Raw genomic sequence first — 20,059 nt, forward strand, 5'->3', positions numbered from 1 at the left:
CGTCGACGGCCGAGTGCCCCCCGGTGGGGACGATCCTTCCGCTAACAGCATGAAGGAAACATGAGGGTTTGTCACGTTTTGTGGTCGGCAGGGCGGGGTTTGCCGCTCCCTCTCCGCCTCGCGCGCGGGAACTGCTGGCGGACAGCCGATTACGATCGAAATGGGGGACGATTCCGGGGCCCGGCCCCGGCGGGCCCGGGAATACCGCCGGGTAACACCGGGCAGTAACATTCGGGCCGTTGGTCTTTCGCGCGGCACGATGCCGGGTCCGCGAGCGCCGTCGGCTACGTGAATTGTCCAGCATCGGACCGGCATCGACGCCGCGAACGGGTCGAAGCGGACACTGGCCGCCGGCTGCGGGACCCGTCGCGCCGCCGCGACGAGGGTCGCTGCGGTCCGGCCGGTGCTGTGACGATTGTCACGGTCGTCGGAGCGCTCGTGTGTGCGGGCCGAATGTCACATCGATTCGATTGCATCGACCGGATGTGACATTCGGCCGCCGGCAACCCCCGCACAGCCCGGGCGCTCGATGTCTCCGGAAGTTCACGAATCGGCAGTGTGAATCGCCTATCGTGGCCCCAGGCTTCGACAGGGGAGGACGCATGCCCGAGATCGTGCACGCACCGGCCAGGCATCTGGCCGCCGTGGAGTTCAGCACCGACGTGGCGCACATCGGTGAGCACCTCGGCGAGGCGTACGGCGCCGTCGAGCAGTACCTGGCCGCCGCGGGCACGTCGCCGGCCGGCCCGGCCGTCGCGTACTACCGCAACTTCACCAGGGAGGGCTTCGACGGCGCCGCCGGCTTCGAGGTCGCCACCCGGATCGACGGCGACGGTCACGTGGTCCCGATCGACCTGCCTGCCGGCCAGGTCGCGACCGAGACCCACCTCGGTCCCTACGACACGCTCGAGCACACCTACGAGGCCCTCGCCGCCTGGGCCGCCCGCGAGGGGCACGACCTCGACCTGAGCACCGCGTGGGAGGAGTACTGGAGCCCGCCGGGCACCCCCGCCGAGGAAGTGCGAACCGTGATCTTCGTTCCCGTGAACTCCTGAGGCGTATCGCGGAAGCACCCCCACGGCGGCGGGAGGCGGGAGACAATCCGCGAATGTCCCTCGTCGTCGGATTCGCGCCGTGGATCGTGTACTGGATCCTCGTCGGCAACACCGGGTTCGTCACCGCCGTGGCCGCCGCCCTCGCGCTCGCCGCCGCCGGCCCCCTCGTACAGCGGGTGCGCGGAAAGCCGTGGCGCTCCCTCGACGTCGGCACCGTCGTCGTCTTCGCGCTGCTGCTGATCGCCGCGCTCACGCTCGACGACGCCGTCCTCGAACGCTGGCTGCAGCCGGTCGGCAATCTCGGACTGCTGCTCGTCGTCCTCGGCGGCATCCTCGCCGGACGACCGTTCGTGCGCGAATACGCCGTCGAGACAGTCGATCCCGCGACCGCGGCATCCGGCGGCTTCCGGTACATCACCACCGCGATGACGTGGATGTGGGCCGCCGCGTTCGCCGTGATGACCGTGTCCTCGCTGATCCCGCCGATCGTCGACGGTTCCGCCACCGTCCGCGACGAGACCGACGCGCTCTCCGTCGTCGGCTACTGGGTCGTCCCCTTCGTCGTCCTGGGTGCCGCCGGACTGGTTTCGGCCCTGTTTCCCAAGTGGTTCGACACGAAGTCCGCGCTCGCTGCCACCGCCAACCCGAGCCCCGAACCCGCGTCCCCGACGGCACCACCCCCGGACCTCGACTCGCCCCGGGTCCACCTCGTCGTGCCGCGCCAGTCGCGGCACGACGAGCCGTTCCGCCTCACCCTCGCCGGGTCGCGGCCCGACGCGACGATCACCGTCACCGCCGAGGGCGCCGACATGTCCGGCGCCCGCTGGCGGTCGCACCGCAGCTACGACGGCAGCGTCGACGTCGTCGACGAACCGTTGTGGGACATGCGGTTCGACGAGTCCGACCGCGTACCCGACCTGTTCGTCCCCCCGCCCGGCCGGTGGCCGGTCACGCTCACCGTCACCGACGGCCCGCACACCACGCGACGCACGGTGATCCGCACCGACGCCGCGCCCGGCGTGACCGTCGCAGACCTCGACGTCGCCGGACGGCCGGGTCTGCTCGCCCGCCCGGACGGCCCGGCTCCGCCGCGCGGATGGCCGGCGGTGCTGTGCGTCGGCGGATCCGAGGGCGGCGTCGATTCCCAGCGCGCCACCATCGCCGCCCTCGCCTCCCACGGCCACGTCGCCCTCGCCTACTCGTGGCTCGACGAGAACACCGAGGTCGCGTCCGTACCGCTCGAGCGCTTCACCGGCGCGCTGCGCCACCTCGCCGCCCTGCCCGAGATCGACACCGACAACGTTGCCGCCGTGGGCATTTCCCGGGGCGCCGAAGGCCTTCTCGCCGCCGTCGCGGCCGACGGCACGTCGCTGCGGGCGCTGGTGCTCGTCAGCCCCAGCTCCGTCTCGTGGCAGGGACTCGGGCCGGACGGGGAGATCCCGGACACTCCGTCGTGGACCCTGGACGGCGCGCCACAGCCCTGGGCACCGCTGCCCAGCTCCGCGCTGATGCCGCAGATGATCCGCAACGCCTGGCGCGCCGGCCGCGACGTCGCCCGGCACCGGCCGTCGCTGCTGCGGCTGTCCGACGCCTACCGCGCGGGACTGCGCGACGCGCCCGACCCCGCCCACCTGCGGTCCGAGAAGATCGACGCCCCGATCCTGTGCATCACCGGCACCGACGACCAGCTGTGGCCGTCCACGGACATGGCGGGCGCCCTGCTCGCCCGGCGCGGCGACGGTCGCGACCGGCACCTGTCCGTCGACGGCGCCGGCCACCTGATCCGCCTCGGTATGTTCCCCGGCGACGCCCAGTGGAGCGGTGGCATCGCCTTCGGCGGCACCCCGGCCGGGCAGGGCAGGGCCCAGCGCGCCGCGGTCGACGCCGTCACCGAGTTCCTCGCCTGACTGTGAGGATGGATTCACCACCAACCGCGTGAAAGCCGGCACGTTCGGCAGCTGCCGGTGGTGGGCTGAAGTCGATGGACTGCGTGCGTGACTCTTCGCCTGACTGGCTTCGTGCCTTTCGCGGGACTTGTCCGCTCGTGGTCCGTCGGCCCCGGCCCGGTGGAGCGACTGGCCTGATCAGGAGCTTGACCGGTGGTGTTCACAGCACCGCCGTGTCCCGTCACAGTCCTGCCGAGACTCCCATCCGGACCGGACCCGTCGTCCCAACCGGAGCTGGTGGAGGAACGCATGACCATTCTGACTGACATCGTCGACGTCGTCATCGGAGTCGACACCCACGTCGACACCCACACCGCTGCGGCGGTCGCCGCCGGCACCGGCGCTGTTCTCGGCCAGATCACCGTGACGACCACTGTCGATGGCTACCAGGATCTGGTGGACTTCGCCGACGAGCACAGCGCACTGCGAGTGTGGGCGATCGAGGGCACCGGCGGGCACGGTGCCGGCTTGGCCCGACTGCTCGAACGCCGTGAGGAACTCGTCGTCGAACTCGACCGACCCGAGCGCGCCCAGCGCCGCCACGGCGCCGAGTCCGACCCTCTCGACGCGGTGCGTGCGGCACGGGAAGCATTGTCCCGCAAGGATGTCGGCACGCCACGATCAGGTGGTGACCGTCAAGCACTATCGGTACTGCTGGCTGCGCGCCGGTCCGCCGTCGACGCCTCGACGGTTGCCCAACGCCAGCTGTTCAGCCTCGTCATCGCCGCCCCCGAGGTACTGCGCGACACGCTTCGCGGACACAAACTACCCGAGATGATCCGTCGGGCCGCCACCGTGCGCCTACGCAAGGACTGGGACACCGAAACCACCACCACGGCGACCGTGTTCAAGACACTCGCCCGTCGTGCCCGCACTCTGCAGGCCGAAGCGGACGACCTCGAAAAGCAGATCCTGGTCATCGTGCGGCGGTGGCGGCCGGACCTGCTCGCCCAGCTCGGCGTCGGGCCGATCGTGGCCGCCACGGTTCTGTGCGCATGGTCACACCCCGGCCGTATCCGGTCCGAAGCGGCGTTCGCGATGCTCGCCGGCGTCGCGCCGATTCCGGCGAACAGTGGTCAGGTCACCACCCGTTATCGGCTGAACCGGCACGGCGACCGGCAGCTCAACCGGGCCCTGCACACCGTCGTGCTGTCCCGGCAACGATACGACGACGCGACCAAGGCATACACCGCCCGACGAACCGCCGAAGGAAAGACGTCCCGCGAGACCAAACGCTGCCTCGAGCGATACATCGCCCGCGACTTCTACCGGCTACTCGAACACCATCAGACCGCTTGACATCCATAGGAGCGTCCGGCGCTCCCGTCGCGGTCCCGGGTTTTCTGGAACAGTGGAGGGGTCCGGACGCCACGAGGAGGTCCCGATGTCCGACGACCCGCAGTTCCCGGTCGGGTTCGAACCGGCCGAGCAGCGCCGCGAGCGGATGGCCGCGCAGGTGCGCCGCTGGTGCGAGCAGCACCGGCTCGACGGCCGGCAGGCCCCGCTGTCGGACGCCGCCGCTCTCTGCCTGGCCGCCGGCCACCTCGACGACGAGACCCGCGACATCCTGGCCCGGCGCCGCCGGATCGGCCGCGGCCTGCCCACGCTCGGCGGGTTCGGCGCGTTGCGCCATCTCACGGACGAGCACGCCCGCCTCACGGTGCGAGCCGCCGACCTGCGCCCCGGCGCCGCCCGGCTGGTGTTCGAGTACCGGGCGGGGGAGCTGGCCAAGCGGCTGCGCAACGCCCACTACACGCTCACCGTGTCCGGCCGGCACTACGCGCAGGGCGTGCGGGCCGTGCGGCGGGAACGGCGCGACGGCGTGCACCTCGACCCGCATCAGCGTGACGCCCTGTTCGCGGCGCTGCAGCGCACGCCCGCGCCGATCCCCGAGAGAACGACCGATCAGGTGCGCGGCGCCGTGCTCGGCGTGGCCGTGGACCGGGTGACGCGCTGGTCCGACGGCACCGCGGCGGCCGCGGTGGGACGTCGCGCCGCCGACGCCCTCGGCCGGCAGGTGCCCGACGGCGACGATCACTTCGTCGACCGGTACGACACCCTGCTGTTCCTCGCCGGCACCCTGTTCGACCGGATCGAAGGCTCCACGGCCTGGCGGTCGGACCACCTCGCGGTGCAGCGGTCCCAGCTCGATCTCGCCGACGAGCTGACGCAGATCGCCGTGGACGCCGTGACGTTGCGGGGCTTGCTCGCCGAACTCGCCGACGCCCGGCGCGCGGCGCCGTCCGCTCGCGCGGCCGTCGACGCGCGTATCGCCGTGCTCGCACCGGTGTGGGATCAGCTTCTCGACCGGGTGGCGGCACTGGCCCGCATCGGCGAACTGCTCACCGTCGCCGAGGTCCAGCTGCGCACGGCCGAGGTCGAGGCCCGCACCGCGAGCCTCGACGAGCGGATCGACTCCCTCATCGGCCGATCGGGAGCGCGGGAGCTGTCCGCCGACAACACCCACTTCGTCGGCGACCAGTTCGGGATCGCGGCAGAGCTGATGGGTTCGCTCCGGTCGGAGCTGAGGGGCGACATCGCGGAGCTCACCGCGCGAGAGTGAGGCCGCCCGCGCGTCGATTGTCAGCTGTCACAGCCCAGCTCCTCGGTGATTCCGACGTCGCCCGACGGCACTGCTTCTCGTGCGGGCGGTGCTGTAACTTTCACGCGTTCTCGAGCGAAATCGACTGGGGGTGAACGGATGCTGCGCAGTGTGTCGAGATGCACGGCGCCGAGATGCACGGTGCCGAGACCCACGGTGCCGGCGTGCACGGCCCGAAGGTCGGGGATGCTCCTGGCGGCGACGGTGCTCGCCGTCGCCGGCTGCGGCGGGTCCGGCGGCACGGTCCGGGTGCAGGACGACCCGATCCTCAAGGCGGAGTTCGACACGGTCCTGCTGACCGGCGAACCCCGCACGCTCGCCTCCGTCGCCGAGGACGCCGGTCTGTCGCCGGGGTCGTGGGACCGCATGTACCGCTTCTCGCTGCCCCTGCTGATGAGCTCGATCAACCGGGATCTCGGCCTGACGGGCACCGTGTGGGAGAACCTCCCCGACACCGCGGGGCAGGGCCTGATCGTCTTCACGTCCGACGGCGCCGTCGTCCGTGCCGCCGTCGACCGGGCACCCGTCGTCGAGGTCGACGGGTACGGCACCCCCGAGGCGCTGGTCGAGGCGGCCCCGGACCGGCTCACGATCGTCTCCGGCCACTGACCGACCCGGTGTGACCTCCCCCCGTCCGATTCGAGGTCCAAGGACCCGTTCCGAACGGGCGCGAACGATGGGACGCTGAGACCGGCAGACACCCATCGGCGAAAGGGCCGAAGCAATGAAGGCACTGGTGTTCCACGGTCCGGGCAAGCGCGTCTGGGAGGACGTTCCCGACCCCCGAATCCAGGACCCCACCGACGCGATCGTCCGCGTCGACGCGGTCACCATCTGCGGCACCGACCTGCACATCCTCGGCGGCGACGTCCCCGAGGTGACCGACGGGCGCATCCTCGGGCACGAGGCCGTCGGCACCGTCGTCGAGGTCGGGCCGGGCGTGCAGAACCTCGCGCCCGGCGACCGGGTCCTCGTCTCGTGCATCACCTCGTGCGGGCGCTGCCGCTTCTGCCGCGAGGGCCGCTACGGCCAGTGCCTCGGGGGCGGGGGCTGGATCCTCGGCCACCTCATCGACGGCACCCAGGCCGAACTCGTGCGAGTCCCGTTCGCCGACAACTCGACCCACCGTGTACCCGAGGGCGTGAGCGACGAGCAGATGCTCATGCTCGCCGACATCCTGCCCACCTCCTACGAGGTCGGCGTGCTCAACGGATGCGTGCGGCCCGCCGACGTCGTCGTCATCGTCGGCGCCGGACCGATCGGTCTCGCCGCGATCCTCGCCACCCGGCTGCTGAGCCCGAGCCACGTCGTCGCGGTCGATCTCGCCGACAGCCGCCTCGAGGCCGCCAAGGCGTTCGGCGCCGACGTCGTGGTCAACGGCGGGCGCGACGACGTCGCCGCGGTGGTGCGCGACCTCACCGGCGGCCTCGGCGCCGACGTCACCATGGAGGCCGTCGGAGTGCCGGCGACGTTCGAGCAGGCCGTCGAACTGGTCCGGCCGGGCGGCCATGTCGCCAACATCGGCGTCCACGGCGCGCCCGCCACCCTGCACCTCGAGAGCATCTGGATCAAGGACCTCACCATCACCACCGGCCTGGTCGACACCTACTCGACGCCGACCCTGATCGGCCTGGTCCGCAGCGGCAAACTCGACACCTCGCCGATGATCACCCACCGGTTCGCACTCGACGAGTTCGAGGAGGCCTACGACGTCTTCGGCCGCGCGGGTGAGACCGGTGCGCTCAAGGTGCTGCTGACGGGCAGTCGGTAACCTGGCGCGGCTGCGCTCACTGCTTCACCCGCGCCGCCACAGGCGAGCGAATGTATCGTTCTGTCGGACTACCGAGGTGAGCGATACATTCGCTCGGGCCGCGCTCATTCGTGAGTTGCCGCGATTCCGAGTTCGGCTGCGGCGGAAGTAAAGTCCGGGTCGAAGAGCAGGAAGCTCAGCAGGTCGCCGTGGTCCTCGCGTGTTCCCCCGGCGAGGCGACCCAGGACCGACAGCCACGGATGGCGCAGACCGCCGACGCCCGCGGCCTTCCTGCTGTACACGTCGTACGCGAGCCGGCCGAGGTCGTACGCCTGATCGAGCGACGGGCCCGCGAACCGCACCCGGATCTTCCGATCCGATGTCACGTCCGCGCTGTCCACTCCGGCTGCACGGATGCGCATCAGCCGGTCGTTACGGACCTCGAGTTGGTGGAGGTCTTCGATCATGCGGTCCGAGAGGAGGGCGCGCAGGATCAGCGCGGCGGCACCGAATACGTCGGGCGGTTCGTCGTCGCAGGGCACGAGGTCGGCGGCAGGCCGTTCGATCCAGTGCCGCGGCTGGGTCGCGACGACTCCGAAGGTGTCCGCGCCGAAGGCGAGGGCCGGTTTCAGCGGGGTGTTGAGCTGCAGACCGCCGTCGACGTACCAGCCTGCCCACGCCGCCGGTTCGGTGACCCGGACGGGCCGGAACAGCACCGGCACCGCCGCCGATGCCAGCACGTGCTCGACGGTCAGTTCCGTTTCGACGTAGGTGATGTTGCGATGTTCGTCGTAGGGAGGTAGCGGCACAGACGAGTGCTTCTCGACGAAGACCACGGTGCCGCGGGTGGCGACCGACGTTGCGGTTACCGCGACCGCCCCGATGGCGCCGCTGCGGATGTTGGCGTGCAGGTCCTCCCAGCAGATGAGAGAGTCCAGCAGGTCGTGCATGCGCTCGGTGTCGAGAAGGCTCGGTAGCGTGACGTCCAGACCGGCGGCCTGACCGAGGTAGCGCAGGCCCGTGCCGACCAGCGTCCCCACGGGGCCGAAGACGTCGTCCAGTCCCACCGTCGACCACAGGCTCACGATCCTGTGGGTTGCGGCCTTGTACCCGTCCCCGGCGAAGGCGGCCAACGCGACGACGTTCAGTGCGCCGGCGCTGGTTCCCACCAGAATCGGGGGGTGCTCCGACCTCGGCAGGTGCGGCAGCAGCGATGCGATAGCTCCGGCCTCGTACGCGCCCCGGGCGCCCGCGCCGGATACCACCAGACCTACGGTTTCGCTCACGGTCGTCCCCCTCACGACGAGCACGTGCGTACATCGGAGAACGATACGCGCCGGTGCGGCGCCGAATGCGTGATCCGCAGGAGGCGGACGAGGGGCGCGACGAGCACATCCTCGCCCCGTCGGCAGCGCTCACGGGCATCCGGCCGAGGCGCCGGATCCGTCCGCCGATCGGTTGCGTGTCGGTGTCGTGCCTGCGGACGAGTGTGGCCGAGACTGGGCCTGTGTCCGATATCGGCGGTGTGGAAGCGGTGGTGTTCGACCTGGACGGTGTGCTGGTCGACTCCGAACCGCTGTGGGAGCAGGTGCGCCGGCAGGTCGTGGCCGAGCACGGGGGTCGGTGGACTGCCGACGCGCAGAGCCGATTGATGGGCATGAGTACCCCGGAGTGGTCGAGGTATCTCAGCGACGGTCTCGGTGTCGACCTGCCACCCGACGACGTGGCAGCGCTGGTCATCGATCGCATGGGCGCTCGCTACGCCGACCGGCTGCCGCTGATTCCGGGTGCGGTCGAGGCGGTGCGCGCGATGGCGGCGCGGTGGCCGCTCGGGCTGGCCAGCTCGTCCCCGCAGGCTCTGATCGACGGCGTGCTCGACGCCGCAGCGCTGGGAGACGTGTTCACCGTGGCGCTGTCCACCGAAGGTGTGGCGCGTGGGAAGCCGGCACCCGACATCTACCTGACGGTGGCCGAGCGACTTGGGATGGACCCGGCTCGGTGTGCGGCGGTGGAGGATTCCAGCAACGGGCTGCGGTCGGCGGCGTCGGCCGGCATGCGGGTGATCGCCATTCCCCATCCCCGGTACCCACCCGACCCGGATGCGCTCGCCCTCGCAGGACTGGTGCTGCCCGGCTTGGACAGTCTCACCCCGGCCGCGGTGGCAGCGATGAGGTGAGAGGTGGATGCCGGGGCCCTGCCCCGGTGCAGCCGGTCTCGCCCCTATGCCGGCGGACTCGGCGCAACGCCGACCGGCTGACCCGAAACACGTTTGGGAAGAACGGGAGTGGGAGCCGGGACCGCGCAGGGTGCGAATTGCGCGGCCCGGAACAGGTTGTCGGCGACGCACTCGCCGTCGACACCGGCGGGGACGGAACCGGCGACGAGACCGCGGACCTCCCGGTACAGCGCGGTGGTGTGTTCGACGGCGAGCTGCACCGCGAGCTGGTGATACGTCGTGCCGGGATATCCGGGGACCGGCTCACGACCGCGGAGCGTGCCCGGATCGTCCTTGTTCAGGGTCAGGTGACACTCCTCGAACGGGGCGGGCGGGGCGGGCGGGCCCTCGGCCGGTGGGACGGACGACCCGGCCGGGGGAGCGGGTGGACCGCTCGGGCAGCCGTCGAGGCCGTTCGCCGGGGTCAGCTCGAAGTATCCGGTGTGTAGACCGGCCGGAAGAGCGGCGGGATCGCACGTCGGGAAGAGCGGGGCGAGCCCCGGTGCCCGATCCGTGCCGACGGCCAGCTCGACCCAGTTCGAATGGGAGTAGAAGTCGGCGAGTGCGTGGGTCAGGCCGCCGACGGCGCTGCGGGCCGCGAAGCCGTTCGCGGAGGTGCGGAACTCCGGCGGGCCGGTGGGTTGCGCACCGGCGATCACGGCGGGCACGAAGAAGTTCCACGCGTCCCGGGCACGGTCGCAGACGTCCGCCGGCCCCGCGGCGTTGTCGAAGTGCCGGAAGGCGTCGCCCTGGAATAGGTCGCTGCCTTCGTTGCCGGTGCCGGTGAGGAGGCTGCCGGTGATCTCGGCGAGCGCCGGGTCGTCGACACCCCCGTCGAGGGTGGCCGGGGGCAGCGCTGCACGCAGGATCGCGCCGTGGATGTCGGGCGCGAAGGCCAGCGCGTTCGGCGGCATCGACACGGACAGTAGTGCAGCGGCGGCAACCGTCACGATCGTCGACAGACCGGGGCGGGGAAGCAGTGTCATGGGTACTCCGCAGTCGTTGGGTCGTGGCAGTCGTTGGTGGTGGCGGTCGTGGGTCGTGAGCACCGCGCTGCTTCCGGCGATGCCGCGTTCGTTACCGGTGGTGGCCTCCTCCGAATATCCCCCTCGGTGGCGATCGTCGCCGGGGAATTCGGGATCATCGCAGAGCCTGCCCGGCCGGCACCCCGAACGGCCGCACGAGTACGGCACCCCAGTCCCGCCACGGCGGGCACGGTGGGGGCGGCCGCCCGTTCAGGAAGCGGATCGCCGCGTCCTCGAATGCCGCCGATCTGGGCAGGTACGGGTGGGCGACGCGGGCCGGGCACCCGTTTCGCTCGACGTCGAGCTGCCAGTCGTCCGGCATCAGGGGCAGATCGGTGGCCCCGGGGAGGCTCGTTGCTCGTACCGTTGCGGGAAGTGGCTGAGCGAGGATGGATTCCGCGGCTCCCGCCGTGCCGAGCAGTTCCCGCGCGGCGGGGGTGTCCGGGTCGAAGTGGAACCGGATCAGGTCGGTGGCCGGAGCGGCGGCACGCAGCAGGTCGCCGAAGACGCGGCCGGGCGCGTTCACGTGTGGTGGGGGATAGCCGGTCGGGGTGCTCGGGAACGGTCCGACCAGCAGCAGCGCATCGACGTCCACCCGCCCGGTGGCGGCGGCCTCCCACACCACCCACACGGCGTGCGAATGCGCGGCCACCACCAGCGGACGAGGCAGCGCGGACGCCTGCTCGACGAACAGATCGACCTGCTCGTGGAACGGACGCTGGGTGTCGCTCGGCCCGTAGGGGGCACCCGTGCGGATCGGGCAGGTCGCGTCCCGCTGCGGCTGCCCGTCGCCCGGTCCGGCATACGAGAAGTAGTACACCTGCTCGCAGCGGTAGCCGAGGCGGTGCACGTCCGTCGCGTGGATCGCGCCCCGCCCCGACGCCGAGTTGATCCCCGACAGGATCAACAGCGAACCCGGCTGCGGCGGTCCGGGTTCCGGCTCGTCGTACCCGCGGGTCGCGACGAACACGAGCGACGCGGCGGCGAGCACCGCGACGAGCGCGGTCAGGACCGCCCCCGGCCGGCGCAGCGCCGGGCGGGCCATCGCCCGGATCGCCAGGCCGGTCGCGACGGCCGAGACCGGGACGAGCGGCACCGTCAGGACCGGGACCCGTTCGGCCACGGCACCCAGCGCCAGGATCACCGCGCAGTACGGCAGCATCACCTCGACCCGCAGCCCCCGCCGCCAGGTCAGCGCGACGGCCGCGCGCAACCGGGATCCGCCCTGCCACGGCACCGGGCCGAGCGTGAGCACCAGCACCCCGATCAGGGCGACGGCGGGCCAGAACAGCCGGGAGTACAGGACCGCGTAGGCGGTGGCGTCGGCGAACGCCGCCAGCAGCACCGGCCCGAACGCGACCGTGTAGAACAGGGCCGCGAAGCGCAGCCGGCGGGCGTCGAGGCCGCCCAGGAGCCACGCCATGAGCGCCACCCGGGCTGCGGCCACCCCGGCGAGCAACACCAGGAACGCCGGCCACGACGATGCCCGCGACAGCAGGATCCGCAGGTCGGTGAATTGATCCAGCGGCGGCAGCGCCACCAGGTGGATGAGCCCCGGCCAGGTCGGGACCGTGTTCGTCGCGGCGAGCAGCACGACGAGCGCCGCGGTGGCCGCGAGCGGCCACCAGCGCCTCCACCGTCCCTCTCGCACTCGCGGGCTCCCGTCGCCGACTGCCTCGAATCTAGGGGGTGCGCCGGTGCCCGGCGCCGGATTCGTCCGGGTCCCGGTGTACTTTGCTGAGCGAACGAGTAGCGAGTGTGCTGGGGGTGTGGTGTGGCGCGGGTGATCGCGACGATCAATCTGAAGGGCGGCGTCGGCAAGACCACGACAACGGCCGCCCTCGCGGAGTTCATGGCCGCCGAATTCGGGCAGCGGGTGCTGCTGATCGACCTGGACCCGCAGACCAACCTCACCACGATGATGATCGGGGAGGAGCGCTGGCAGGAGCTCAACCAGCTCGACCGCACCCTCGCCACGCTGTTCCGCGGTGCCGTCGATCCCGACGCCCCCGCCTTCGACATCGAGAAGGCCCTCCAGCGCGACGTCTCACCCGTGCGCGCCGTCGAGAACGTCGACCTGCTCGCCTCGTCGCTGGATCTGATGGACATCCAGGAGGGACTGAGCCACCAGCAGTACGCCGACCCGAAGTCCACCCGGCCCCTCGAGGTGCTGCTGCACGCGATCACCCCGATCGCCGACCGGTACGACTACATCCTCGTCGACTGCCCGCCCAACCTCGGCATGCTCACCCAGAACGGCCTGCGGCTGGCGAACGGCTATCTCATTCCGACCATCCCCGACATCCTCTCGACCTACGGCATTCCCCAGCTGCAGACCCGGGTGCGGGCGTTCGCCGAGCGGACGGGACATCCCATCCGCGAGATCGGCCTCGTCATCACCAAGTACCGGAGTGCGTCGAACCTGCACCGCAGCATCATCGAACAGCTGCAGCGCGACGAGCGGATCGCGAACGTCGTGCCGGCGTGGATCCCCGAGGCCAACCAGATCGCGCAGTCCGCGGAGTTCGTCCCGTACGGCACCCTCAAGCGCAAGTACGGCAACTCCGGGCAGTTCGACGCCCTGCGCATGCTGACCGAGGACGTCCTGATGAACGCGCAGGTGCTGCTGTGACCGGCACCGTCGACCGCGACGAGGCCCGCCTCCGAGTGCAGATCGGGGAGGCGAGCGCCGCGCTGCTGCGGCTGCAGGGATCGAGCCCCGCCGCCGCGACCGCCCTGGTGCGGCTGGTGCAGGTGATCGCCGACGAGGCCGCCCGCACCCCGCGGTTCGCGCACGCCCTCGCCTCGGCACTCACCGCGCCGGGAGAGGCGCCGTCGCCCGCCCCGGCACCGCGGAAGGCCCCCGCCGCTCGGCGCGGCACACGCGCCCCGGGGCCGTTCGACCCGTTCGCCGCGTTCCGCGACGGCGGCGAGGCCGGCCTGCGCGCGAAGCTGGCGCCGCTGGACGTCGAGCAGCTCAAGGACATCGTCGCCGAGCACGCGATGGACTACGACCGCCTCGCCATGCGCTGGCGCACGCCGAAGAAGTTGCAGGACAGGATCGTCGAGCGGGTCAAGGCGCTCACGACGAAGGGCGACGCCTTCCGCTGACGGCGCAACCGGATCGCGGAGCGGCGCCGGTCAGGGTGTCCGTGTCCGTCGATCCACTTCCTTCTCGACGGCGACGGCGAGGTCGTGGACGACCCTGGAGTGCCATTGCTTGTGAGCCGCGAGGTCCGCGGCGAGCGCATGGCAGTCCGGGCATTCCTGTGCGGCGCTGTTCTGCTGGGTGTGCTCCATGGTGTTGCACCTCCTGGAAGAGATATCCGCCTCCACCGTGGCACGGATGCGGAACGTAGTCCACGATTGCGTGCCCGCCGATCGTGTGCGTGCCGGCGGCTTGCTCCCTCCAGCGCGTGCCTGCCCCCGTTGTGGCGGGACCGGGGGTGCACGGTGCACAGTACGAGTGCAGGCTCCGGGGCCGGGCAGCGGATACCGTGACGTCCGTGAAGACGGTAGGGGTCGACCTCGCGGCGGAGCCGGCGAAGACGGCGGTCGCCACCGTCGCCTGGGAGCACGGCACCGCGACGGTGCAGGAGTTACGGCTCGGCGCGACCGACCCGGACGTCGTCAACGCGGTGGCCGCCGCGGACCGGACCGGCATCGACGCGCCGTTCGGGTGGCCCGACGCGTTCGTGGACTTCGTCGGCGCGCACCATCGCCTCGAGTACTCGCGCGAACGCGCCCTGAGCAGCCGAGCCGGACGGCTCCCGCTGGTGCGGCGGTTGACCGACCGCGTGGTGCATGCCGGGACGGGAATCGTCCCGTTGAGCGTATCCGCGGATCTCATCGCCCATGTGGCGCTGCGGTGTGCGGGTCTGCTCGCGGAACTCGATGCCGTCGGGGTGGATGTCGACCGCGTCGACGGAACGGTGGTCGAGGTGTATCCCGCTGCTGCGCTGCAGGGCTGGGGCCTGCCGTTCAAGGGATACAAGAGCGCGAAGAACCGCGAGGCGCGGGCCGCATCGGTGGCCGCACTGGAACGCGCCCTTTCGGGACTGAGGCTCGGCGGCTTCCGGGACCTCTGTGTGGCCTCCGACGACGCGTTCGATGCGGTGGTCGCCAGCCTCGTCGCCCGAGCGGCAGCGCTCGGAAGAACCGTCCGGCCCGATGCGGCGCAGCGCGCCGTCGCGGTCCGGGAGGGGTGGATCCATCTGCCGCTGTGCGGAATCCGTGAGCTGCTCTGAATTTTTGAGATGATCGGCGACGGTCGCCCTCCGCCGCTACCCTGCACGCAACGAGAGGAGCCGCATGGACCCGGTGATCCGGATATCGGACGAGGTGCGCGACGCCGTCGCAGCCCGCCGGCCGGTGGTGGCCCTGGAATCGACGATCTTCACCCACGGCCTGCCGCGCCCCCGCAACCTCGAGGTGGCGCTCGAGGCGGAGGCGCGGTTGCGGGAGGCGGACGTCGTCCCCGCCACCGTCGGCGTGCTCCGCGGCGTCCCGACCGTCGGGCTGTCCACCGACGAGATCACCGACCTCGCGACGGCGGAGACGGTGACGAAGCTGAGTGTGCGCGAGCTGCCGATCGCCGTGGCGCGACGACTGTCCGGCGGCACCACCGTTGCCGCCACGGCGCTGCTCGCACACCGCGGCGGGGTCGAGGTCTTCGCGACGGGCGGGCTGGGCGGCGTGCACCGCGGCGCGCAGAGCACCTTCGACGAGTCCGCCGACCTGGTCGTCCTGTCCACCGTGCCGATCCTCGTCGTCAGCGCCGGCGTCAAGTCGATCCTCGACATCCCGGCCACGCTGGAGCGGCTCGAGACCCTGAGCATTCCGGTCGTCGGCTACCGCACGACCAGCTTCCCCGGCTTCTACATCCGCGAGAGCGGCTGCCGGCTCGAACATTCCGTCGGGTCGCCGGCCGAGGTCGCCGCCCTTGTCCGTGCCCGGGACGCACTCGGTCTGAAAGCCGGCGTCCTGCTTGCGAATCCGGTACCGGAAGACGCCCAGCTCGACCCCGCGCTGCATGCGCGGGTGCTGCACGAGGCCGAGGAGCGGGCCGCGGCGGCCGGAGTGGTCGGCAAGGACACCACGCCGTTCCTGCTCGACCACTTCCACCGCGCGACCGGCGGCCGCAGCCTCGACGTCAATGTCGAGGTCTATCGGGGCAATGTCGCGCTCGGCGGTGCCGTCGCCACGGCGCTCGCCGCAGAACCGCGATAGCCGCCGGCCGGGGTTCCCGCCCGGCGCCTCGAGGGCGGCCGTGCCCGGTACGCCACCGTGCGTTGACAGCGACTGTGACCTGGGGCACAATCATGCCCACGTCCGGCGGGTGTCGTAACCCCGCCGTAATCGGCCGTCGTGCCGCGACCCGTCATGGGTCCGTTCTGTAAATCTCTTGTTACACACGGGATTTCTGGTGTCGTTCGACCCTTGCGGGCCGGTGAATACCCCTCCTGGGAGGGATACCGAGCCCCGTGCGGCCCGGCCAGGATTAACCCGACGCGAACGCAATCCGACGCGATCGGAAACCGCCCGAACCTCGGGCGACGACGAACGATCCCGCCACGTGACGCCTCGGCGAAAGGGCAAGAGCCATGACCGTGAGTTCCACCCACTCGTACGACGAGCTGGTGCAGCACGACCGGGTGCACCGCACGCTGTACACCGACCCGTCGATCTTCGACGACGAGATGCGCCGCGTCTTCGGCCGCACCTGGGTGTACCTCGCGCACGAGAGTCAGGTCCCCACTCCCAACAGCTACCGCACCGGCTACCTGGGCCTGCGCCCCATCATCGTCACCCGAGACCGGGCCGGCGAGCTGCACGCCCTGTTCAACCGCTGCACCCACCGGGCCGCCACCGTCTGCCGCGACGAGAGCGGCACCGCCAAGAACTTCCAATGCCCTTATCACGGATGGACTTTCAAGAACACCGGGCAGCTCGTGGGGGTGCCGTGGCCCGACGCGTACGGACCGGACTTCGAGCGCACCGACCTGAACCTCGGCGTGGTGCCGAGGGTGGAGAGCTACCGCGGCTTCGTCTTCGGCACCCTCAACGCCGATGCGCCGCCGCTCGCCGAGCATCTCGGCCCGGTCCGCGAACCCCTCGACTACTGGATCGACCGCGCCCCGGGTGGTGAGGTGTTCCTCCGCAACTCCGCGCACCGCATGGTCTACCGCGGCAACTGGAAGCTGGCGTACGACAACGCCGGCGACGGATACCATCCGGCGTTCTCGCACCGCTCCCTGCTGCAGATGGCCGAACGGCTCGGCGAGTCCAAGGACATGACGTACTTCGGCCGCACCCCCGACCGCGGCCCCATGTACGTGCAGTACCTCGGCAACGGACACACCTTCATCGACCAGCGCCCCAGCTACGACGGCCCCGGCGCGTTCTGGGCCAACCAGCGCCCGCAACCCGGGCGGGAGGTGTTCGAGGAGCTGATCCGCAGCGAGTACCCCGACGACGCGCTGCGCTACCTCGACCTGACCGTCGGCGCCCAGATCAACCTCAACATCTTCCCGAACCTGCTCATCATCGGGAACCAGGTACAGGTGATCGAGCCGCTCGCCGTGGACCGTACCCAGCTCACCTGGTACGCCACCACCGTCGGCGGTGTCCCGGACGAGGTCAACGTCCTGCGCATGCGCACCCAGGAGGACTTCCCGGCCTTCGGCGAGCCCGACGACCAGGCCAACTTCGAGGAGGCCCAGCGCGGCCTGAGCATCCCGGAGGTCGCATGGGTGCAGATGAACCGCGGATTCGGTGTGGAGGGCCGGCAGAAGGTCGACGCCGACGGCGTCGTGACCGGGCCGGTGACCGACGAGCTGCACATGCGCGGCTACTACCAGGAATGGCTCCGGCTGATGAGCCGGTGAAGGGACACGACAGATGACCGTGCAGAGCAACGAACGCCACGACACTTCCCGGTACTCGTACTACCTGGACTCCGCCTACTACGACCACCTGGCCGAGCTGATGGGGGCCTGGCAGGAGGACTGGAGCGAACCCGATCCGCGGGTGCGCTCCGAGGTCGAGAACCTGCTCTACCGGGAGGCGCGCCTGATCGACGACGGCCGCTTCAACGACTGGGTGGAGCTGTTCACCGACGAATGCCTCTACTGGGTGCCCACCACCCCCGGCGGCGGTGACCCCCGGCGCGAGGTGTCCCACGCCTTCGACGACCGTCGCCGGCTGATGGACCGGATCTACTGGCTGCGCACCGGACTCGCGTTCTGCCAGATCCCGTCGTCGCGCACCCGGCGGCTCGTCACCAACGTCGAGGTCCTCGACGCACCCGACCGCCGGCTCGTGCGATCGAACTTCCTGATCACCGAGTTCCGGGCGGGCACGACCAAGACGTACGCCGGCTGGTGCGGGCACGAACTCGTCCGCCGGGACGCGCAGTGGCGGATCGCGGTCAAGCAGGTCAACCTCGTCGACTGCGAACACGGCCACGAGAACCTGACCCTCGTCCTCTGACGGGCCCGGCATGACCGACATCACCGAACTCGAGCGCCTGCGCGCCGAGGTGGACCGGCTCACGCGGCGCGTCGACCGCCTCGACCGCGAGCTCGCCGCCCACCGGCAGGTCGCCGACGCGATCCGGCGCGCGCAGTTCTGGGACTTCACCCCCTACGAACTCGTCCCGGACGGCAGCTGGATCGCCGTCGACCGCGCCGACGCCGTCGCCCTGCTGCGCGCCCTCGCCGCCACCGACCACTGGCGACCGTGGACACACACTCTGGAACCCCGAGGTGCCGTATGAAACCCCTGCTCGTCGTCGCCCACGTCGACGACCCCGACCTGACCGTCCTCGGCGACGTCGTGCGCGATCACGGCGTCCCGATCCGGATCGTCCGCCCCTTCCGCGGCGACGTGCTGCCCGCGCCGGACGAGGCCGCCGCGGTGATCTGCCTGGGTGGTAAGGAGTCCGCCGACGACTCGCACGACTACCTGCTGCGCGAACGGGACTTCCTGCGCACCGCCGCGGCCGGCGACGTGCCCACGCTTGGGATCTGCCTCGGCTCCCAGCTGCTCGCCGTCGCGCTCGGCGGCACGGCGGTGCGCGGCAGCGACAGTGCCGAGGTCGGCTTCGTCGACGTCACCGCCTGCGGGGCGGGGGTGGATCACCCCGTCGATTTCACCGGCACCCGGTTCTCCTTCCACTGGGACACCTTCCAGCTGCCGCCCGACGTGACCGTCCTGGCCCGATCCCGGGACTTCGTGCAGGCCTTCGCGTTCCGCTCCGCCATCGGGGTGCAGTACCACCCCGAGAGCTCCGTCGACGGCATCGCCGGGCTCATGGCCGGCGAGCCGGACAAGGTCCGCGCCGCCGGCGCAGATCCCGACGAAATCCGTTACAAAGCACCGTATTTCGCCGATCCCTCCCGTGACCACCTCGCCGCGCTCGTCGAGCACCTGCTCGCCCCGGCGCTGTGCCCCACCCCCGGAGCCGGTCATGAACACTGACACCGACCTGCTCATCCTCGGTGCCGGCCCCACCGGCCTGTACGCCGCCTACTACGCCCGCATCCGCGGCCTGCGCACCGTCGTCGTCGACGCGCTGCCCGAGCTCGGCGGACAGGTCTCCGCGCTCTACCCGGAGAAGGAGATCTACGACGTCGCCGGCCTGCCCGCGGTGAAGGGCAAGGACCTCGTCCGGCAGCTCGTCGAGCAGGCCGGCGACGACGTCGAGTACCTCCTCGGCCGGCAGGCCGTGGACCTCGATCGCGACGGCGACGTGCTCACCGTCCGCACCGACGACGACGAGCGCATCCGCACCCGCGCCGTCCTCGTCGCCGGTGGCATCGGGTCCTTCCGGCCCCGGCCCCTCGACGCCGCCGACAGGTACGCCGGGCGCGGCGCCGCGTACTTCGTCACCGACCTCGGCGACTACCGCGACCGCGACGTCGTGGTCGTCGGCGGCGGGGACTCGGCCCTCGACTGGGCGCTCGCCCTCCATCCGATCGCCGGGTCCGTCACCCTCGTGCACCGCCGCGACCGCTTCCGCGCGCACGCCGCGTCGGTGGACGAACTGCGCCGCCGCGGCGCGACCATCCACACCAACGCCGAGGTCACCGCCGCACACGGCACCGACAGTCTCGAACTCGTCGAGGTCCTGCGCCACGAGCACGGCGACACCGTGCGGCTGCCGGCGCAGAAGCTGATCGCCGCGCTCGGCTTCACCGCCCAGCTCGGGCCGCTGCGCACCTGGGGCCTCGAACTCCACGGTCAGCACATCGTGGTCGGCCGCGACATGGCCACCAACGTCCCCGGCGTCTACGCCGCCGGCGACATCGCCGAGTACCCCGGCAAGGTGCGGCTGATGTCCGTCGGCTTCGGTGAGGCCGCGACCGCCGTCAACCACATCGCACACCGCATCGACGACGATGCGCCGCTGTTCCCCGGCCACTCCACCGACGCCGGCCCCGTCCCGAGCTGACGCACCCCCAGG

General features: G+C 71.2%; 20 protein-coding genes. 16 read left to right on the plus strand and 4 right to left on the minus strand.

The window, feature by feature from the left end; translation table 11 throughout:
* Nucleotides 1-602 precede the first annotated feature (602 nt).
* The 6 genes from ISO16_RS26600 to ISO16_RS26625 all read left to right on the plus strand — a co-directional run bounded on the left by ISO16_RS26600 (nucleotide 603) and on the right by ISO16_RS26625 (nucleotide 7,374).
* Nucleotides 603-1,055 (plus strand): GyrI-like domain-containing protein, encoded by a 453-nt coding sequence (locus ISO16_RS26600; RefSeq protein ID WP_072634805.1) that lies wholly within the window; start codon nucleotides 603-605, stop codon nucleotides 1,053-1,055.
* 53 nt (nucleotides 1,056-1,108) lie between these two features.
* Nucleotides 1,109-2,962, plus strand: coding sequence for an acyl-CoA thioester hydrolase/BAAT C-terminal domain-containing protein (locus ISO16_RS26605; RefSeq protein WP_072634806.1), 1,854 nt, complete (start codon nucleotides 1,109-1,111; stop codon nucleotides 2,960-2,962).
* A 288-nt stretch (nucleotides 2,963-3,250) separates the two neighbouring features.
* A complete protein-coding gene (locus ISO16_RS26610) occupies nucleotides 3,251-4,300 on the plus strand; it encodes an IS110 family transposase (protein ID WP_072634807.1) in 1,050 nt (349 codons plus the stop codon).
* A gap of 85 nt (nucleotides 4,301-4,385) precedes the next feature.
* Nucleotides 4,386-5,564, plus strand: coding sequence for a hypothetical protein (locus ISO16_RS26615; protein WP_072634808.1), 1,179 nt, complete (start codon nucleotides 4,386-4,388; stop codon nucleotides 5,562-5,564).
* A gap of 225 nt (nucleotides 5,565-5,789) precedes the next feature.
* The gene (locus ISO16_RS26620) at nucleotides 5,790-6,212 is read left to right on the plus strand and encodes a hypothetical protein (RefSeq protein WP_072634809.1); all 423 of its coding nucleotides are present in this window, start codon (nucleotides 5,790-5,792) and stop codon (nucleotides 6,210-6,212) included.
* 115 nt (nucleotides 6,213-6,327) lie between these two features.
* Nucleotides 6,328-7,374: a zinc-dependent alcohol dehydrogenase family protein gene (locus ISO16_RS26625; protein WP_029542625.1), complete on the plus strand. Its 1,047-nt coding sequence runs from the start codon at nucleotides 6,328-6,330 to the stop codon at nucleotides 7,372-7,374.
* A 104-nt stretch (nucleotides 7,375-7,478) separates the two neighbouring features.
* Here ISO16_RS26625 and ISO16_RS26630 read toward each other — a convergent pair whose 3' ends face one another.
* Complete coding sequence (locus ISO16_RS26630) at nucleotides 7,479-8,618, minus strand: patatin-like phospholipase family protein (protein WP_083662462.1); 1,140 nt, start codon at nucleotides 8,616-8,618, stop codon at nucleotides 7,479-7,481.
* Nucleotides 8,619-8,860: 242 nt separating this feature from the next.
* Here ISO16_RS26630 and ISO16_RS26635 point away from each other — a divergent pair, with 242 nt between their 5' ends.
* The gene (locus tag ISO16_RS26635) at nucleotides 8,861-9,529 is read left to right on the plus strand and encodes an HAD family hydrolase (RefSeq protein WP_006941379.1); all 669 of its coding nucleotides are present in this window, start codon (nucleotides 8,861-8,863) and stop codon (nucleotides 9,527-9,529) included.
* A gap of 44 nt (nucleotides 9,530-9,573) precedes the next feature.
* Here the strand turns inward: ISO16_RS26635 and ISO16_RS26640 are convergent, their stop codons facing one another.
* On the minus strand, nucleotides 9,574-10,554 hold the full coding sequence (locus tag ISO16_RS26640) for a hypothetical protein (RefSeq protein ID WP_072634810.1): 981 nt from the start codon (nucleotides 10,552-10,554) through the stop codon (nucleotides 9,574-9,576).
* 154 nt (nucleotides 10,555-10,708) lie between these two features.
* Complete coding sequence (locus ISO16_RS26645; RefSeq protein ID WP_072634811.1) at nucleotides 10,709-12,244, minus strand: hypothetical protein; 1,536 nt, start codon at nucleotides 12,242-12,244, stop codon at nucleotides 10,709-10,711.
* A gap of 123 nt (nucleotides 12,245-12,367) precedes the next feature.
* Between ISO16_RS26645 and ISO16_RS26650 the strand changes: the two genes are divergently transcribed.
* Nucleotides 12,368-13,225: a ParA family protein gene (locus ISO16_RS26650; protein ID WP_065922793.1), complete on the plus strand. Its 858-nt coding sequence runs from the start codon at nucleotides 12,368-12,370 to the stop codon at nucleotides 13,223-13,225.
* A complete protein-coding gene (locus ISO16_RS26655) occupies nucleotides 13,222-13,704 on the plus strand; it encodes a hypothetical protein (protein ID WP_072634812.1) in 483 nt (160 codons plus the stop codon). The genes ISO16_RS26650 and ISO16_RS26655 overlap by 4 nt, the downstream gene beginning before the upstream one ends.
* Before the next feature lie 30 nt (nucleotides 13,705-13,734).
* Here ISO16_RS26655 and ISO16_RS26660 read toward each other — a convergent pair whose 3' ends face one another.
* Nucleotides 13,735-13,893: a hypothetical protein gene (locus ISO16_RS26660; protein ID WP_006944786.1), complete on the minus strand. Its 159-nt coding sequence runs from the start codon at nucleotides 13,891-13,893 to the stop codon at nucleotides 13,735-13,737.
* Between the two features lie 206 nt (nucleotides 13,894-14,099).
* Between ISO16_RS26660 and ISO16_RS26665 the strand changes: the two genes are divergently transcribed.
* From ISO16_RS26665 to ISO16_RS26695, 7 genes are all read left to right on the plus strand, one after another.
* A complete protein-coding gene (locus ISO16_RS26665) occupies nucleotides 14,100-14,840 on the plus strand; it encodes a DUF429 domain-containing protein (RefSeq protein WP_072634885.1) in 741 nt (246 codons plus the stop codon).
* Between the two features lie 64 nt (nucleotides 14,841-14,904).
* Entirely contained in the window at nucleotides 14,905-15,822 is a 918-nt protein-coding gene (locus ISO16_RS26670; protein ID WP_072634813.1) for a pseudouridine-5'-phosphate glycosidase, read from the plus strand.
* 374 nt (nucleotides 15,823-16,196) lie between these two features.
* A complete protein-coding gene (locus ISO16_RS26675; protein WP_006944801.1) occupies nucleotides 16,197-17,480 on the plus strand; it encodes an aromatic ring-hydroxylating oxygenase subunit alpha in 1,284 nt (427 codons plus the stop codon).
* Between the two features lie 13 nt (nucleotides 17,481-17,493).
* The gene (locus ISO16_RS26680; protein ID WP_072634814.1) at nucleotides 17,494-18,084 is read left to right on the plus strand and encodes an aromatic-ring-hydroxylating dioxygenase subunit beta; all 591 of its coding nucleotides are present in this window, start codon (nucleotides 17,494-17,496) and stop codon (nucleotides 18,082-18,084) included.
* Between the two features lie 10 nt (nucleotides 18,085-18,094).
* Nucleotides 18,095-18,370: a hypothetical protein gene (locus ISO16_RS26685; RefSeq protein ID WP_072634815.1), complete on the plus strand. Its 276-nt coding sequence runs from the start codon at nucleotides 18,095-18,097 to the stop codon at nucleotides 18,368-18,370.
* Nucleotides 18,367-19,074, plus strand: coding sequence for a type 1 glutamine amidotransferase (locus ISO16_RS26690; RefSeq protein WP_072634816.1), 708 nt, complete (start codon nucleotides 18,367-18,369; stop codon nucleotides 19,072-19,074). The genes ISO16_RS26685 and ISO16_RS26690 overlap by 4 nt, the downstream gene beginning before the upstream one ends.
* On the plus strand, nucleotides 19,064-20,047 hold the full coding sequence (locus tag ISO16_RS26695; RefSeq protein WP_072634817.1) for an NAD(P)/FAD-dependent oxidoreductase: 984 nt from the start codon (nucleotides 19,064-19,066) through the stop codon (nucleotides 20,045-20,047). Before ISO16_RS26690 ends, ISO16_RS26695 begins: the two co-directional genes overlap by 11 nt.
* Nucleotides 20,048-20,059: the final 12 nt, after the last annotated feature.

Source organism: Rhodococcus sp. M8 (genome assembly GCF_015654185.1).
Lineage (GTDB): Bacteria > Actinomycetota > Actinomycetes > Mycobacteriales > Mycobacteriaceae > Rhodococcus > Rhodococcus aetherivorans.